This is a genomic window from Flavobacterium restrictum (genome assembly GCF_007097245.1).
Classification (GTDB): Bacteria; Bacteroidota; Bacteroidia; order Flavobacteriales; family Flavobacteriaceae; genus Flavobacterium; species Flavobacterium restrictum.
In genome coordinates, this window is sequence record NZ_VJZT01000001.1 from 217,418 (window position 1) to 234,467 (window position 17,050).

At 37.7% G+C, this 17,050-nt stretch carries 14 protein-coding genes; all 14 read left to right on the forward strand.

The window, feature by feature from the left end; all coding sequences use genetic code 11:
• Positions 1–151: 151 nt before the first annotated feature.
• The gene (locus FNW21_RS00920) at positions 152–1,327 is read left to right on the forward strand and encodes a 2-isopropylmalate synthase (RefSeq protein ID WP_144254849.1); all 1,176 of its coding nucleotides are present in this window, start codon (positions 152–154) and stop codon (positions 1,325–1,327) included.
• Between the two features lie 33 nt (positions 1,328–1,360).
• Complete coding sequence (leuB, locus tag FNW21_RS00925; RefSeq protein WP_144254850.1) at positions 1,361–2,476, forward strand: 3-isopropylmalate dehydrogenase; 1,116 nt, start codon at positions 1,361–1,363, stop codon at positions 2,474–2,476.
• A 47-nt stretch (positions 2,477–2,523) separates the two neighbouring features.
• Positions 2,524–4,197 carry a dihydroxy-acid dehydratase gene (ilvD, locus tag FNW21_RS00930; protein WP_144254851.1) on the forward strand — a complete coding sequence of 558 codons (1,674 nt, stop codon included), beginning with the start codon at positions 2,524–2,526 and terminating at the stop codon, positions 4,195–4,197.
• A 95-nt stretch (positions 4,198–4,292) separates the two neighbouring features.
• Complete coding sequence (gene ilvB, locus FNW21_RS00935; protein ID WP_144254852.1) at positions 4,293–5,981, forward strand: biosynthetic-type acetolactate synthase large subunit; 1,689 nt, start codon at positions 4,293–4,295, stop codon at positions 5,979–5,981.
• A gap of 77 nt (positions 5,982–6,058) precedes the next feature.
• Positions 6,059–6,580 carry an acetolactate synthase small subunit gene (gene ilvN, locus FNW21_RS00940; RefSeq protein WP_144254853.1) on the forward strand — a complete coding sequence of 174 codons (522 nt, stop codon included), beginning with the start codon at positions 6,059–6,061 and terminating at the stop codon, positions 6,578–6,580.
• A 48-nt stretch (positions 6,581–6,628) separates the two neighbouring features.
• Entirely contained in the window at positions 6,629–8,098 is a 1,470-nt protein-coding gene (gene ilvC, locus FNW21_RS00945; protein ID WP_144254854.1) for a ketol-acid reductoisomerase, read from the forward strand.
• Between the two features lie 384 nt (positions 8,099–8,482).
• Positions 8,483–10,390 (forward strand): acetate--CoA ligase, encoded by a 1,908-nt coding sequence (gene acs, locus FNW21_RS00950; protein ID WP_144254855.1) that lies wholly within the window; start codon positions 8,483–8,485, stop codon positions 10,388–10,390.
• A 343-nt stretch (positions 10,391–10,733) separates the two neighbouring features.
• Positions 10,734–11,873, forward strand: coding sequence for an NAD(P)/FAD-dependent oxidoreductase (locus FNW21_RS00955; protein WP_144254856.1), 1,140 nt, complete (start codon positions 10,734–10,736; stop codon positions 11,871–11,873).
• Positions 11,874–11,900: 27 nt separating this feature from the next.
• A complete protein-coding gene (locus FNW21_RS00960; protein WP_144254857.1) occupies positions 11,901–12,611 on the forward strand; it encodes a methyltransferase domain-containing protein in 711 nt (236 codons plus the stop codon).
• Between the two features lie 480 nt (positions 12,612–13,091).
• Positions 13,092–14,144: a type III polyketide synthase gene (locus FNW21_RS00965; protein WP_144254858.1), complete on the forward strand. Its 1,053-nt coding sequence runs from the start codon at positions 13,092–13,094 to the stop codon at positions 14,142–14,144.
• Positions 14,145–14,146: 2 nt separating this feature from the next.
• Entirely contained in the window at positions 14,147–14,608 is a 462-nt protein-coding gene (locus FNW21_RS00970) for a 3-hydroxyacyl-ACP dehydratase FabZ family protein (protein ID WP_144254859.1), read from the forward strand.
• A gap of 132 nt (positions 14,609–14,740) precedes the next feature.
• Positions 14,741–16,009 carry a beta-ketoacyl-[acyl-carrier-protein] synthase family protein gene (locus FNW21_RS00975; RefSeq protein ID WP_144254860.1) on the forward strand — a complete coding sequence of 423 codons (1,269 nt, stop codon included), beginning with the start codon at positions 14,741–14,743 and terminating at the stop codon, positions 16,007–16,009.
• Between the two features lie 249 nt (positions 16,010–16,258).
• Positions 16,259–16,513, forward strand: a complete 255-nt coding sequence (locus FNW21_RS00980; protein WP_144254861.1) for an acyl carrier protein — start codon at positions 16,259–16,261, stop codon at positions 16,511–16,513.
• Positions 16,510–16,995 (forward strand): 4'-phosphopantetheinyl transferase family protein, encoded by a 486-nt coding sequence (locus FNW21_RS00985; protein WP_144254862.1) that lies wholly within the window; start codon positions 16,510–16,512, stop codon positions 16,993–16,995. The genes FNW21_RS00980 and FNW21_RS00985 overlap by 4 nt, the downstream gene beginning before the upstream one ends.
• The last annotated feature ends 55 nt before the right edge of the window (positions 16,996–17,050 follow it).

The following is a 17,050-nucleotide window of genomic DNA, read 5'->3' on the forward strand; positions in this document are numbered from 1 at the left end:
TAAAATAATGTAACTTAAAATGTTGTTTTTCAGTATTTTATAAAGTAAATATTTGCTTTATAAAGAGTATATTTCATTAAATTGGTTTTTATAATAAAGTAATGAAATCTATTTTTGTTTGGAGATGTGAAATTACATTAAATAAATGAAAATGAATAGAGAGAAAGTTCAAATTTTTGATACCACTTTAAGAGATGGCGAACAAGTCCCAGGATGTAAATTAGACACCAACCAAAAACTTGTTATTGCCAATCGTCTCGATGAGATGGGAGTCGATATTATAGAGGCTGGTTTTCCGGTTTCTAGTCCAGGAGATTTTTTATCCGTTTCAGAAATTAGCAAGATTGTCAAGAATGCTACTGTTTGTGGTTTAACGCGAGCCGTAAAAAATGATATTGATGTTGCAGCAGCAGCCTTGAAATATGCCAAAAAACCTAGAATTCATACTGGAATAGGAACATCTGATTCCCACATTATTCATAAATTACAAACCACCAAAGAGGATATTATTGCTAGAGCAAAATTTGCCGTTTCGCATGCCAAATCGTATGTTGAAGATGTTGAATTTTATGCCGAAGATGCTGGAAGAACCGATAATGAATTCTTGGCACGAGTCTGTGAGGAAGTCATTAAATCTGGAGCAACCGTACTTAATATTCCGGATACTACAGGCTACTGTTTGCCAGAAGAATATGGTGCGAAAATCAAATATTTGAAAGAAAACGTCAAAGGAATCGAAAACGTAATTCTTTCGTGTCATTGTCACAATGATTTAGGTATGGCTACAGCCAACTCGGTTGCGGGAGCGGTAAACGGAGCCAGACAAATAGAATGTACTATAAATGGTATTGGGGAAAGAGCAGGAAATACAGCACTTGAAGAGGTGGTTATGATTTTTAAACAACACCCATACCTTAATTTATACACGGATATTGACAGCAAACAATTGAATGAAATGAGTCGTTTGGTGTCCGAAAGCATGGGAATGATGGTACAACCCAATAAAGCGATTGTAGGAGCAAATGCTTTTGCACACAGTTCAGGAATTCATCAAGATGGTGTGATAAAAAACCGAGCCACATACGAAATCATGGATCCATTAGATGTAGGTGTCAATGAATCATCCATCATTTTAACGGCAAGAAGTGGTAGAGCAGCATTAGCGTATCGTGCCAAAAAAGTGGGGTATGAGTTGACCAAAGTGCAACTTGATATTGTATATGTAGAGTTTTTGAAATTTGCAGATATAAAGAAAGAAGTTCTAGATAGCGATATTCATCAAATTATTGAAGCTTGTAAAATGTATAGTGAGTTGGTAAAAAACTAGTAAATCACAAACGAATAAAGTAAAAACAAAATTATGAATCTAAAAATAGCTGTTCTTTCGGGAGACGGAATTGGTCCCGAAGTGATCTTGCAAGCCAAGAAAGCATTGAATGCTATTGGTGCTGTTTATGATCATGAATTTATTTTTGAAGATGCGTATATCGGAGCAATTGCTATCGAGAAAACGGGAAAACCACTGCCAGAACAAACGCTGAATTTATGTAGAAATACAGATTCTATTTTGTTTGGCGCCATTGGGGATCCTAAATATGATAATGACCCATTAGCCAAAATTCGTCCCGAACAAGGATTATTAAAGCTCCGTAAAGAATTGGGTTTATTTGCCAACATTCGCCCCATAAAAGCGTATCCTAAATTGATGAATGCGTCACCTATAAAAAGAGAAATTTTAAAAGGAACCGATTTTGTCATTTATAGAGAACTCAATGGTGGGATGTATTTTGGAGAAAAAACTACAAACGAAGCGGGAACCTATGCTTCGGATTTGTGTGAATATAATGAAGAGGAGATTTCAAAAATAACGCATTTAGCCTTCAAAGCTGCACAATCCAGACGCAAAAAAGTAACCTTGGTTGACAAGGCTAACGTACTGGAAACTTCCCGTTTGTGGCGAAGAGTTGTCTCGGAAATTGCTGTTGAATACCCAGATGTTGATTTAAATTTCTTGTACGTAGATAATGCTGCGATGCAAATTGTTTTGAATCCATCCCAGTTTGATATTTTGCTCACAGACAATTTATTTGGCGATATTTTGTCTGATGAAGCGAGTGTAATTTCAGGCTCTATTGGATTAATGGCTTCGGCATCTTTGGGCGAAAAACATTCGCTTTTTGAACCCATTCACGGCTGTTATACCGAAGCAAAAGATAAAAACATAGCCAATCCAATTGCGGCAATTTTGTCAGTAGCGTTATTATTAGAACATTTTGGACTCTCAAAAGAATCCAAAAAAGTGATTCAAGCCGTAGAAAAAGCCATTATAAGCGAAGTCGTCACGGTCGATTTGAAAGTGAATTCCCAGTTTGGAACCAATGAGGTAGGGGATTTTATTTCAAATTACATAACCAATGAAGATGATTTGTATTTCAAAAAAGATTTTGTTCAAATAGGACGTTCAACAATAGTATAATGCCCAAACACCAGAAGGGTGTTTTTAGGAAAAAATATAAATAAAAAATGGAATTAAATAAATACAGTAAAATAATTACCCAAGACGAAACACAACCTGCTTCTCAAGCCATGTTGTACGGAATTGGTTTGACCGAAGACGATTTAAAAAAGGCTCAAGTGGGGATAGTAAGCATGGGTTACGAGGGAAATACCTGTAACATGCACTTGAATGATTTGGCCAAAGACATTAAAACGAGTGTCTGGAATGCGGATTTAGTCGGTTTGATTTTTAATACAATTGGCGTTAGCGACGGAATTTCTAATGGAAATGACGGTATGCGTTTTTCTCTCGTTTCTCGTGATGTAATCGCTGATTCTATCGAAACCGTAATGGGAGCACAGTGGTACGACGGTATGATTGCGGTTCCAGGTTGTGACAAGAATATGCCGGGTGCTGTAATGGCAATGGGTAGAGTCAATCGCCCATCAATTATGGTGTACGGTGGATCCATTCACCCAGGGAAATGGAAAGGCGAAGATTTGAATATTGTTTCGGCTTTTGAAGCTTTGGGCAAAAAATTCAGCAACAGCATTACACCCGAAGATTTCAAAGGCGTAATTCAAAATGCGTGTCCAGGTGCAGGCGCGTGCGGCGGTATGTATACTGCTAACACGATGTCATCGGCAATTGAAGCATTAGGAATGAGTTTGCCTTTTAGCTCGTCTAATCCTGCTTTGAGTCCAGAAAAAAAACAAGAATGTGCCGATGCGGGAAAAGCCATCCGCATTTTGTTAGAAAAAGATATTAAGCCACGTGACATCATGACTCGCAAAGCCTTTGAAAATGCCATTACCATGGTGGCGGTTCTAGGTGGTTCTACGAATGCCGTGATGCACTTAATTGCTATGGCGCACTCCGTAGGAATTGAATTAACATTGACAGATTTTCAGGATATTAGCGATAAAACACCCTTACTTGCCGACTTGAAACCAAGTGGTAAATATTTAATGGAAGACTTGCACAATGTAGGTGGTGTTCCAGGAGTAATGAAATATTTGCTAAAAGTAGGGTTGCTTCACGGCGATTGTTTGACGGTAACTGGAAAAACAATAGCAGAAAATTTAGCTTTGGTTCCGGATTTGCACGATGGCCAAGATGTTATTCATGAAATCCAAAAAGCATTAAAAGCTACTGGAAACATTCAAATTCTTTATGGAAATATCGCTTCCGAAGGCTGTGTAGCTAAAATTAGTGGTAAAGAAGGAGAGTTTTTTGAGGGTACAGCTGTGGTTTATGAAAATGAAAAAGACGTAATCAAAGGAATTCAAGGTGGCGAAGTGCAACCCGGAAACGTAGTAATTATAAGATATTGTGGTCCAAAAGGTGGGCCAGGAATGTCAGAAATGCTCAAACCAACTTCTGCCATAATGGGAGCTGGACTAGGAAGTACCGTTGCTTTGATTACCGATGGGCGTTTCTCGGGAGGTTCGCATGGTTTTGTAGTAGGTCACGTCACGCCAGAGGCGTATGATGGTGGCGGAATTGCATTAATCGAAAATGGCGATGTCATCACCATTGATGCTGTAAAAAACACCATTAATATGAAAATATCGGATGCTGATTTTGCAACCCGTAAAGCCAACTGGAAACAACCAATATCTCCTATAAAACAAGGCGTTTTATTGAAGTACATGCGTTCGGTTTCTAGTGCCTCTGAAGGATGTGTAACGGATAAGTAAAGCTAGTAGCTTTTGGCTTTTAGCCATTAGAAAATGAAAAAGTTAAAAACAAATGCTAAAGGCTAAAAGCCAATAGCCAAAAGCAGTTTAAAAAAATGAAAATAACAGGAGCAGAAGCAGTTATCAGATGCTTATTAGCCGAGGGGGTAGATTTGGTTTATGGGTACCCAGGTGGTGCTATTATGCCCGTTTACGACGAATTATATAAATTTCAAGATCAATTGCATCATGTTTTGGTGCGTCACGAACAAGGTGCGGCTCACGCAGCGCAAGGTTTTGCTAGAGCTACTGGAAAAGTGGGTGTTGCAATCGCCACTTCAGGACCTGGAGCAACCAATTTAGTTACAGGAATCGCCGATGCTCAAATCGATTCTACGCCTTTGGTTTGTATTACAGGTCAGGTGGGAAAACATTTATTGGGTTCGGATGCCTTTCAGGAAACCGATATTATTGGGATTTCGACTCCGGTAACCAAATGGAATTACCAAATTACCGAAGCACATGAAATTCCAGAAATTATAGCCAAAGCATTTTATATTGCTCGATCAGGTCGTCCTGGTCCCGTTTTGATTGATATTACTAAAAATGCGCAGTTTGACGAATTGGATTTTTGTTATGAAAAATGTACTTCCATAAGAAGTTATCATCCAAAACCAGTTCTGAATCTTCAAAAAGTGCAAGAGGCAGCGAACATTATTAATAATGCCAAAAAACCATATATCATTTTTGGACAAGGTGTTATTTTGAGCGAAGCAGAAGAACAATTGAAAGCATTAGTTGAAAAATCAGGAATTCCTGCTGCTTGGACTATTTTAGGACTTTCTGCTTTGCCTACAAATCATCCTTTGAATGTGGGTATGGTGGGCATGCACGGCAATTATGGACCAAATGTTTTGACCAATGAATGTGATGTTTTGATTGCACTTGGAATGCGTTTTGACGACCGTGTTACTGGAAATTTGGCCACATATGCCAAACAAGCCAAAGTAATTCACTTTGAAATAGATCCTGCAGAAATCGATAAAAATGTAAAAACAGAAGTAGCCGTTTTAGCAGATATCAAAGAAGCTCTGACTGCTTTGATTCCATTAATAGACAAAAAATCGCACGATTCTTGGCACAATGAGTTCAAAGAAAAATATGAAATCGAATTGGATGCCGTTATTAACGAAGAATTAGCACCAACGAATGGTAAAGGAATTTCGATGGGCGAAACTATCGAAATGATTAACAAACACTCGAATGGAGATGCCATAATGGTTTCGGATGTAGGACAACACCAAATGTTTGCTTGCCGTTATGCCAAATTCAACACAACCAAAAGTAACGTTACTTCTGGTGGATTAGGAACAATGGGATTTGCATTGCCAGCCGCTATTGGTGCCAAAATGGGAATGCCAGAACGTGAAGTAGTTGCTATTATTGGCGATGGAGGTTTCCAAATGAACATTCAAGAATTGGGAACCATCAATCAAACAAAAGTTCCTGTTAAAATTGTAGTTTTAAACAATGAGTTTCTAGGAATGGTGCGTCAATGGCAAGAATTGTTCTTTGACAACAGGTATGCTTCCACAGTAATGGTTAATCCAAATTTTTGTGCCATTGCCGAAGGCTATTATATCAAAGCCAAAAAAGTTACACAAAGAGAAGATTTAGACGCAGCCGTTGCCGAAATGATGGCTTCCAAAGACTCCTATTTCTTGGAAGTTATGGTAGAAAAAGAAAATAACGTATTCCCAATGATTCCAACAGGAGCTTCGGTTTCGGAAATGAGATTGAGTTAAAAAAAAGTTTGCTTTTTGAAGTTTCAAGTTTTTCACTCAAAACTTTAAACAAAGAAAACTTTAAACAAAAATAATTTATGGAAAATAAAACATTCACCATTTCTGTTTATTCAGAAAATAACGTTGGCTTACTCAACAGGATTTCAGGAATATTCTTGAAACGCCACATCAATATTTTAAGTTTAAATGTATCCGAATCTGAAATAGAAAATGTTTCTAGATTCATTATTGTTGTGGATACCACCGAAAAATGGGTTAAAAACATTGTAGGACAAATCGAAAAACAAATCGAAGTCATCAAAGCTTTTTATCACGTAGATGAAGAAACCATTTTCCTAGAAAGTGCTTTGTTCAAAATACAATCTAACTTGCTTTTTGACGAAAGACAAATTCAAAATATCATCAAAGAAAGCCACTCCGAAATTGTAACGGTTTCCAGAGACTTTTTTGTGATTTCAAAATCAGGAAAACGCTCCGAAATAGAAGAGCTTCATGCTAAATTGAAACCTTTTGGAATCATGCAGTTTGTGCGCTCTGGAAGAATTTCGGTTTCTAAATCCAAAATGGAAATTTCAACCTTATTAGTAGATCTAAAATAATATTCACACTCAATTATTAAATTACACATTCATTAAATATTAAAAAAAATGGCAAATTATTTCAATTCATTACCACTTCGATTACAATTAGAACAATTAGGCGTTTGCGAATTCATGGATCAATCCGAATTTGTTGACGGAATAGCGGCATTAGCTGGAAAAAAAGTAGTTATCGTAGGCTGTGGCGCTCAAGGTTTGAACCAAGGTTTGAACATGAGAGATTCTGGTTTAGATATTTCTTACGCATTACGTGCAGAGGCAATTGCCGAAAAAAGAGCTTCTTACACCAATGCTTTTGATAATGGTTTCAAAGTGGGAACGTATGAAGAATTAATCCCAACTGCTGATTTGGTTTGTAACCTTACGCCTGATAAACAGCACACTGCAGTAGTTACCGCTATCATGCCTTTAATGAAAAACGGAGCAACATTGGCCTATTCTCACGGTTTTAACATCGTTGAAGAAGGAATGCAAATTCGTAAAGACATCACCGTAATTATGTGTGCTCCAAAATGTCCTGGTTCAGAGGTTCGTGAAGAATATAAAAGAGGTTTTGGTGTACCAACCTTGATCGCAGTTCACCCAGAGAATAACCCAAATGGTGAAGGTTTCGCTCAAGCGAAAGCGTATGCCGTTGCCACTGGTGGTCATAGAGCAGGAGTTTTAAACTCTTCTTTCGTAGCCGAAGTAAAATCGGATTTAATGGGAGAACAAACCATTCTTTGTGGTATGTTGCAAACAGGTTCTATCTTGTGTTTTGACAAAATGGTCGAAAAAGGAATCGAGCCTGCTTATGCTTCAAAATTGATTCAATACGGTTGGGAAACCATAACCGAGGCTTTGAAACATGGCGGAATTACGAACATGATGGATCGTCTTTCTAATCCTGCAAAAATCGAAGCATACGAATTGGCAGAAGAATTAAAAGACATCATGCGTCCTTTGTTTCAAAAACACATGGATGATATTATCTCGGGAGAATTTTCAAGAAATATGATGATTGACTGGGCAAATGACGACATCAATTTATTAACCTGGAGAGCAGCAACTGCAGAAACTAATTTCGAAAAAACGGCTCCAACGGAAGCTGCTATTTCAGAGCAAGAATACTTTGACAACGGAGTATTGATGATTGCTATGGTAAAAGCGGGTGTAGAATTGGCTTTTGAAACCATGACACAATCTGGAATTATCGAAGAATCGGCTTATTATGAGTCGTTGCACGAATTGCCTTTGATTGCCAATACGGTAGCTAGAAAAAAATTATACGAAATGAACAGAATCATTTCGGATACCGCTGAATACGGTTGTTATTTATTTGATCATGCTTGCAAACCATTATTGGTTGAGTTCATGAAAACAGTAGATACTAACGTAATTGGAAAACCATTCTCTACTTCAAATGGAGTTGATAATGCCGTTTTAATTGCTGTAAATAGTAGCATTCGTCAACATCCTATTGAAGAAGTAGGAGCGTGGTTGAGAGAATCTATGACTGCTATGAAAAAAATTGGATAATTAAAAATTAGGAATTACCACACATGAGGGTGTGCTGTGATTGGCATTATATCATTGGGTTTCATAATATTTTGAATTAGTAAGCACTTATTAGAATAAAATTGATACTGATGCATAATTACATTCACTTAACTGTAATTTAGGTTGCTAGTTGAGTGAAGTAATCCCTAATATTATTGGGAATAACATAACAAAAAACAACTGTTAAATTAATATTGTTTTTTGTTGTTTTTCATTTCAAAAGGTGTAATACAGAGCTATTACACCTTTTTTTATTTGTAAAAATGGCATTTGACTACTTTTTCTTCAAATAAAAATAATTAATGACTTAAATAGTTGTACGAATTAATAGAGATTTAATACTTTTATAAAAAATTAAAAAACATGAGCTATTATAAAATTGAAAATTTAGAACAATATTTTAAACATTACAATAAATCAGTTCGGGAACCAAGGAAATTTTGGGGAAAAATAGCCGAAGAAAATTTCACTTGGTATCAATATTGGGATAAAGTTGTTGATTTTAATATGGCCGAAGCCGAAGTAAAATGGTTTACCGAAGCAAAAGTAAATATCACCAAAAACTGTATCGACAGACATCTTGCCAAAAAAGGCGAAAAAACAGCCATCATTTTTGAACCCAATAATCCATCCGAAGCGGCATTACACATTACTTATAATGAATTGCACCAACGTGTTTGCAAAATGGCAAATGTGTTGCGGGAACAAGGCATAAAAAAAGGCGATCGAGTATGTATTTACTTGCCTATGATTCCAGAATTAGCCGTTTCAATATTAGCTTGTGCTCGAATAGGAGCCATACATTCGGTGGTATTTGCAGGTTTTTCATCCTCGGCAGTATCCGCACGAATAAATGATAGCGAATGCAAAATGGTCATCACTTCGGATGGTGGTTTTAGAGGAAATAAAACTATTGATTTAAAAGGAATTGTTGACGATGCTTTGCAAAGTTGTTCATCGGTAACTTCCGTTTTGGTGGCGCAAAGAACGAATTCTGAAATTGTAATGCAAGCAGGACGAGACCAATGGTTGCAACCACTTTTAGACGATGCTTCTGATAATAATGTTGCCGAAATCATGGATGCCGAAGATCCATTATTCATCCTATACACTTCGGGATCGACGGGTAAACCAAAAGGAATGGTGCATACTACAGCTGGGTATATGGTCTATACGGCCTATACTTTCAAGAATGTTTTTAGCCATGAGGAAAATGATATTTTTTGGTGTACCGCTGATATTGGTTGGATTACAGGACATTCGTACACCTTGTACGGCCCATTATTGAACGGTGGAACAACAGTAATTTTTGAAGGAATTCCTTCCTATCCTGATTTTAGTCGCTTTTGGGAAACCATCGAAAAACATAAAGTAACTCAATTTTATACCGCACCAACCGCCATTCGTGCCTTGGCAAAAGAAAATTTAGAATACATTCAAAAATACCCTTTGAAATCCTTAAAAGTGATTGGATCCGTAGGGGAACCTATCAACGAAGAGGCTTGGCACTGGTACAATGACCACGTTGGCGACAAGCGTTGTCCTGTTGTAGATACTTGGTGGCAAACCGAAACTGGCGGCATCATGATTTCGCCAATTGCCTTTGTAACCCCAACAAAACCAACCTACGCTACCTTGCCATTACCTGGAATTCAACCCGTTTTGATGGACGAAAAGCGCAACGAAATCGAAGGCAATCAAGTAGTAGGTAGCTTGTGTATCAAGTTCCCTTGGCCCGGAATTGCGAGAACCATTTGGGGAGATCACCAGCGATACAAGGACACGTATTTCTCTACTTTTCCAGGTAAATATTTTACTGGCGATGGTGCTTTGAGGGACGAAGTTGGCTATTACCGTATTACAGGTCGTGTTGATGATGTGGTAATTGTTTCTGGGCACAACCTAGGAACGGCGCCTATTGAGGACGCCATCAATGAGCATCCAGCAGTTGCCGAGTCTGCAATTGTAGGCTTCCCGCACGATATCAAAGGGAATGCGTTGTACGGTTATGTCATTCTAAAAGAAACGGGAGAAAGCAGAAACCAAGATAATTTACGAATCGAAATTAACCAATACATTTCGGATCATATTGGGCCAATTGCCAAGCTAGACAAAATTCAGTTTGTTTCTGGTTTGCCCAAAACCCGCTCTGGAAAAATCATGCGTAGAATTCTTCGTAAAATCGCCGAAGGTGATTATTCAAATTTTGGCGATACGTCAACCTTATTAAACCCTGAAATTGTAGATGAAATAAAAGAAGAACGATTGTAAAACCAATTGGTTCCCAAAACATAAAACTGCTTTGTCCTTGCGATAAAGCAGTTTTTTTTTACGACTGTAAAATTACTACCATTTGGGCGTGACACCACATATAAAAGGCGCACCTAGGCAACTGCCCAAAAAAGCGCCTTTTATACATGGTGTCGGGCTATTCGCTACAAGTCCTCGCAAAACGCCATTCCATTCCGTTTTGCTGTGGGCTTTTCGCTACTATCCCTCACGCACTAAACGACTAGAATCCGTTCCTAAAAAACCTTAAAACCAATAATTAAGCAAATTTTTAACAGAATGTTATACCACAATAATCAAATGGAATGTCTAATTTTACTTTGATATGAAAAACAAGGAAATCCTTATAATTGGTGGTGGTTTAGCGGGATTAACTGCCGCAATTCATCTGTCAAAAATTGGGTTTCAAGTCCTTGTAATCGAAAAAAATGCTTTCCCAAAACACAAAGTTTGTGGCGAATATATTTCGAATGAAGTCTTGCCTTATTTCAATTGGTTGGGTATCACAATCGAGACTTTACAACCAACTAGAATTACCAACCTTCAATTTTCGACAGCAAACGGGACTACCATTACGAGTGCATTGCCCCTGGGCGGATTTGGAATTAGTAGGTACACATTAGATTATTTTTTGTACCAAAAAGCACTAGAAAACGGTTGCCAATTCCTGCAAGAAACAGTCGAGAATGTAACCTTTAGCAATACTAAATTTAAAGTAGAAACTACTACTAATCAATTATTTGAATACGAAATTGTACTTGGCGCTTTTGGCAAACGTTCCACTTTAGACCAAAAACTAAAACGTTCTTTTTTTCAAAAAAAATCAAATTGGCTGGGTGTTAAAGCGCATTATACTGGAAATTTCCCTGATGATTTGGTGGGATTACACCACTTTGAAGGCGGTTATTGTGGCGTGTCAAAAGTAGAAAATGACATCTTGAATATTTGTTATTTAACGGATTACAAAACCTTTAAACCCTACAAAAATACCGAAGATTACCAAAAAATGTGGATTTGCAAAAACCCAAATTTAAAATCTATTTTCGAAAATGCAACACTGCTTTTTGAAAAACCATTGACCATTAGCCAAATAGCATTTGATAAAAAAGAAGCCGTTTACGACCACATGCTCCTTATAGGCGACACCGCTGGACTTATTCATCCGTTGTGTGGCAACGGCATGGCAATGGCAATTCATAGTGCTAAACTGGCGGCCGAGTTGGTGGCGGAATACAACAAGGGAACAATCGCATCAAGAACCAAATTAGAGCATAAATACACACAAGTATGGAATTTTAATTTCAAGCATCGAATCCAGTCAGGACGGTGGCTAGCTCAACTTTTACAACATCAAAAAGCGACTGCTTTGGCGTTGCAAATTATAATTTGGTTTCCAGCACTTTTGACTTTTATCATCACAAAAACGCATGGAAAACCAATTGTTATCCATCCAAATAAAGACTAAAACACACATTCAAACGATTGAAAACCTATGGCAATAAACACCAAATACCGAACTGACACGCCCGAAATCATGGATGATTTTGCTTTGGAAGGGAAAATTTTGCGAGAAGCATTGGATAAAATTGCCAAAATAAACCAGCTTTTAGGAGGAAACCGATTAACTTTACAAGGTGTTGCCCAGTTGCTCCATCAAAATAAAAACCAACCAACCATCCGAATTGTAGATGTAGGTTGTGGCAATGGCGATATGTTGCGCACGTTGGCCGAATATGGAAAAAAAGAGCAATTGCCTTTGGAACTAATTGGGATTGATGCCAATAATTTTACCATTGGTCACGCCCAAAATTTATCGGTTGGGTATCCTACTATCAGTTACCGCTGTGAAGATATTTTTGGGCAATCGTTTAGCGAATTGAAATACGATATTGTGCTGTGCACCTTAACGTTACACCATTTTAAAGAAAGTGAAATCGATACCATTCTAACCGTTTTTAACACCAATGCTAGCATCGGAATTGTGATTAATGATTTGCAACGAAGCGCACTAGCGTACCGCTTATTTCAAGGATTGTGTTTTGTTTTTGGTTTGAATGCCATGTCGCGTGAGGATGGTTTAACCTCCATTTTAAGGGGTTTCAAAAAAGTGGAATTACAACAGTTTTCCATAAAAAATAAATTTAAAAACTATACTATTCAATGGAAATGGGCTTTCAGATACCAATGGATTGTTTGGAAATAGGTTGAGAGTTTTGGGTCAGGAATTAGAAAGAAGAAGCTAGAAGAAAGAAGCTAGAAGTTAGAGGAAAGAGGTTAGGAGTTAGAAGAAAGAAGCTAGAGGAAAGAGGTTAGGAGTTAGAAGAAAGAAGCTAGAGGAAAGTTACAATAAATGATAAGTTTGGGGTTAGCATTTTGAAATCGTAATGCTGCCAAAAAAATTAATAGACTCCAGCTTTAGAAAAAAAAGCAATAGACTCCCAGCTTTAGCTGGAAAAAAAGGAATCAACTCCAGCTTTATTTGGAGAAAAAAAGCAATAGACTCCACGCTTTAGCTGGAGAAAAAGGAATCAATAGACTCCAGTTTTATTTGGAGAAAAAAAGCAATAGACTCCACGCTTTAGCTGGAGAAAAGGAATCAATAGACTCCAGCTTTAGCTGGAGAAAAAAGAAATCAATGTAGTATTGGCTTTAGCCAAAAACGTATTGTTTAAGACAAAAAAAAATGAGTGTAAAAATAAAATGTGTTGCCAAGCAACTGCCCAAATATTCGAGAACTACCGATGAAATCATTCCTTTTTTGGATGCGTGGTTGGCGGGACAAGACGAGCGTTTTATTCGGAAAGTGAAGAAAATTTTTGAAGGAGCCGCCGTTGACAAGCGATATTCTATAATGGATCCAATCGAAGTTTTTACCCAAACTTCCTTTGAGGAACGAAATGCTATTTACGTTCGAGAAGTGATTGATTTGGGCGAAAAAGTACTCCAAAAAGCGTTGCAAAAAGCCAATTGGAAACCCGAAACCTTGGATTATATCATTACGGTAAGTTGTACGGGAATCATGATTCCGTCTTTGGATGCGTATTTGATCAATTCGTTGCATTTGCGACAAGATATTGTGAGGCTTCCAGTGACCGAAATGGGTTGTGCCGCAGGAGTTTCGGGGATTATTTATGCCAAAAACTTTCTGCAAGCCAATCCCGGAAAACGGGCAGCTGTAATTGCAGTCGAAAGTCCTACGGCCACTTTTCAGCTAGACGATTTTTCGATGGCTAATATTGTTAGTGCCGCTATTTTTGGCGATGGAGCCGCCTGTGTTTTGTTATCTTCCCACGAAGCTGACGAAGGCCCGGAAGTCCTTGCCGAAGAAATGTATCATTTTTACGACAACATTCACATGATGGGCTTTAAACTCACCAATTCAGGCTTGCAAATGGTTTTGGATATCGAAGTTCCCGAAACTATTTCCAATCATTTTCCGGATATTATTCATCCTTTTTTAGCTAAAAATAACGTTTCAATTGAAGCGATTGATCATTTAATTTTTCACCCTGGTGGAAAAAAAATTGTACAAACAGTAGAAAGTTTGTTCTCCAGTTTGGGCAAAAACATCAATGACACCAAGGAAGTCTTGAGATTGTATGGCAATATGTCGAGTGCAACCGTTTTGTATGTTTTAGAACGAATTATGGACGAAAATCCCAAAAAAGGGGAACTAGGTTTGCTTTTGAGTTTTGGTCCCGGATTTTCGGCTCAACGGGTTTTACTCCAATTTTAGTTATGAATAGTAAAGAAATTTTATCCCAATTACCGTATACCAAACCATTTTTGTTCGTAGATGACATTAGTCGGATAGACGAAAATGGAGTAGAAGGAACCTATACTTTTGATGAAAATTTAGACTTTTACAAAGGGCATTTTAAGGATAATCCCATCACACCAGGTGTCATTCTAACCGAGGTTATGGCGCAAATAGGATTGGTTTGTTTGGGAATTTTTTTGGTAAATGATGTATTTAACAAAAATACTTCAATTGCCTTAACTTCAACGGATATAGAATTTTTAAAACCTGTTTATCCAAACGAAAAAGTTACCGTTATTTCTGAAAAAGTGTATTTTAGATTCGGAAAATTAAAATGTAAAGTACAAATGAAAAACCAAAAAGGAGAGTCGGTTTGCACAGGAACAATTGCCGGTATCCTCCGCTCATCAGCAAAGGAGGACCGAACAGCATTAGAATAAACGATTGAAATTTAAAAATCAAAATTGCCATTGCTATTGAAATTGAAATTGCCATTGAAATTGCTATTAAAATTGCTATTGCCATTGAAATTGAAATTGCTATTGAAATTGCCATTCTAAAAACAATTCTATATGAATAAACGTGTTGTAATTACGGGACTTGGCGTAGTGGCTCCAAACGGCGTCGGGCTAACTGAGTTTACGCATGCTATAAAAAACGGAATTTCGGGAATTAAGCACGATCCGGAATTGGAACGATTGCAGTTTTCCTGTCAGATTGCGGGAAAACCAGAAATTTCAAACGAAATGGCATTGCGTTATTTCTCCGAATTGGAATTGCGAAATTTCAATTCGTCAGGTATTTTGTATGGTGTAATTGCTGGAATGGATGCTTGGAAGGATGCTGGATTAGCACTCGAAAAACGAGACGAACCGGATTGGGACAGCGGGACTATTTTTGGAACTGGAACATCTGGAATCGATAAATTTAGAGAGAGTATTTATAAAATTGATGCTTTCGAAACCCGCAAATTGGGCAGTACCGCTGTGGCACAAACCATGAATAGTGGTGTGAGCGCATTTTTGGGAGGCAAATTAGGATTAGGAAATCAAGTCACAACAAACTCCTCGGCTTGTACCACGGGAACCGAGAGTATTTTGATGGCCTACGAACGCATTAAATCCGGTCAAGCCAAACGAATGTTGGCAGGAAGCACCAGTGATTCAGGTCCTTATATTTGGGGAGGATTTGACGCCATGAAAGTGTGCAGTTTTAAGCACAATACCACTCCTGAAAGCGGTTCTCGCCCCATGTCAAGCACGGCTTCTGGGTTTGTTCCAGGGAGTGGGGCAGGAGCATTGGTTCTGGAAGATTTAGAAACAGCTTTGGCACGAGGAGCGCAAATTTATGCCGAAGTTTTGGGCGGAAATGTTAACTCGGGTGGGCAAAGAGGACTGGGAACCATGACAGCACCCAATCCTGTTGCTGTTCAAAATTGTATTGCCAATGCAGTAGCCAATGCTGCAATTCAGGCTAGTGAAATTGATATAATAAATGGGCACTTAACTGCCACATCCAAAGATAGTTTAGAAATAGAAAATTGGAGTAAAGCTTTAGATAGAAGTGGTGTTGATTTTCCGTATATTAATTCCTTAAAATCCATGGTGGGGCATTGTTTGTCTGGAGCAGGAAGCATAGAAAGTGTGGCTACCATACTGCAATTGCATCACGGATTTATTTTTCCGAATAGCAATTGCGAAGATTTAAATCCCGATATTACCGCTATAATCGACAAAAGCCGCATCCCTCAACAATTGCTTTACCGCAAAATTAAAGTTGCAGCCAAAGCAAGTTTTGGTTTTGGAGATGTAAATGGGTGTGTAATTTTCAAGAAATTTTAAAAAGAGTAACTGCTAATTCGCAAATTTTAGAACTAAACCACTTTGGACTGAAAGTCTGCAAAGTTGTAGCGCTAATTTATTTGCCACAAATTGCATTAATTAGTACTTATTAATTTGTGAAAATTTGTGGTTTTATTATTTTTAGAAGCTAAATCAAAATGTGCTAATGTACTTATATTTTGAAATCAGTGAATCAGTAGCTAAATAGGCTACACTAAATAGGCTAATATCCATAAAATGATTACAATTATGAACAAAGAAGAAACCATTCAAGAATTAAAAGCCATTGTAAAACCGTATATTCAAAACGAAGAAGCGTTTGAAAATCTTACGGAAGACACTGATTTCATTAATGATTTGAAGATAAATTCGGCTAATTTAGTCGATGTGATTTTAGACATTGAAGAAAAATACGATATCGTGATTGACAATGAAGCGATGGAAAAAATGAGTAACGTAAAAGCTGCTTTGACCATTATTGAAACCCAATTAGCCTCAAAATGATAGGAAACGACGTCGTAGATTTGGCTTTGTCCAAAAAACAAAGCCGTTGGCAACGCAAGGGATTTATGGATAAAATATTCACTCCAAGCGAGCAATTGCGTATCAGCACCTCGCAAAATCCCGAAAGTATGGTTTGGAATTTATGGAGTAGAAAGGAAGCAGCTTACAAAATTTACAATCGGGAAACAGGAATCCGAGGGTATTTTCCCCTGCAATTGGAATGCGATTGTAGCAATCAAAACGAAGGAACTGTCCACATAAAGGGATTTCGTTATTTTACAAAAACTACTGTTGATGCAGATTGCGTGTATACCATTGCCGTTGCCACAAAAGAGCACTTTGACCAAATTAAAACAATGGATCCGAACACGCCAATTACCAAAATAAATGGAATTCCATACCAGAATAATCCACAAATCCAGGAACTGAAACCCGTTTCGATAACCCATCACGGACGGTTTTGGTGCGGGATTACGTTGTGATTTTAGTTTCTGTACTCCAAAAAATTGCTTTTCGAGGATTTGGCTACTATAAAAA

What these genes read in the sequence shown, in the direction of transcription:
- acs (WP_144254855.1), top strand. Translation starts at nt 8,483, where the DNA reads ATGAGCTATTATAAAATTGAAAATTTAGAACAATATTTTAAACATTAC.
- leuB (WP_144254850.1), top strand. Translation starts at nt 1,361, where the DNA reads ATGAATCTAAAAATAGCTGTTCTTTCGGGAGACGGAATTGGTCCCGAA.
- FNW21_RS00975 (WP_144254860.1), top strand. Translation starts at nt 14,741, where the DNA reads ATGAATAAACGTGTTGTAATTACGGGACTTGGCGTAGTGGCTCCAAAC.
- ilvD (WP_144254851.1), top strand. Translation starts at nt 2,524, where the DNA reads ATGGAATTAAATAAATACAGTAAAATAATTACCCAAGACGAAACACAA.
- FNW21_RS00970 (WP_144254859.1), top strand. Translation starts at nt 14,147, where the DNA reads ATGAATAGTAAAGAAATTTTATCCCAATTACCGTATACCAAACCATTT.
- FNW21_RS00955 (WP_144254856.1), top strand. Translation starts at nt 10,734, where the DNA reads ATGAAAAACAAGGAAATCCTTATAATTGGTGGTGGTTTAGCGGGATTA.
- ilvB (WP_144254852.1), top strand. Translation starts at nt 4,293, where the DNA reads ATGAAAATAACAGGAGCAGAAGCAGTTATCAGATGCTTATTAGCCGAG.
- FNW21_RS00985 (WP_144254862.1), top strand. Translation starts at nt 16,510, where the DNA reads ATGATAGGAAACGACGTCGTAGATTTGGCTTTGTCCAAAAAACAAAGC.
- FNW21_RS00960 (WP_144254857.1), top strand. Translation starts at nt 11,901, where the DNA reads ATGGCAATAAACACCAAATACCGAACTGACACGCCCGAAATCATGGAT.
- ilvN (WP_144254853.1), top strand. Translation starts at nt 6,059, where the DNA reads ATGGAAAATAAAACATTCACCATTTCTGTTTATTCAGAAAATAACGTT.
- FNW21_RS00980 (WP_144254861.1), top strand. Translation starts at nt 16,259, where the DNA reads ATGAACAAAGAAGAAACCATTCAAGAATTAAAAGCCATTGTAAAACCG.
- FNW21_RS00920 (WP_144254849.1), top strand. Translation starts at nt 152, where the DNA reads ATGAATAGAGAGAAAGTTCAAATTTTTGATACCACTTTAAGAGATGGC.
- ilvC (WP_144254854.1), top strand. Translation starts at nt 6,629, where the DNA reads ATGGCAAATTATTTCAATTCATTACCACTTCGATTACAATTAGAACAA.
- FNW21_RS00965 (WP_144254858.1), top strand. Translation starts at nt 13,092, where the DNA reads ATGAGTGTAAAAATAAAATGTGTTGCCAAGCAACTGCCCAAATATTCG.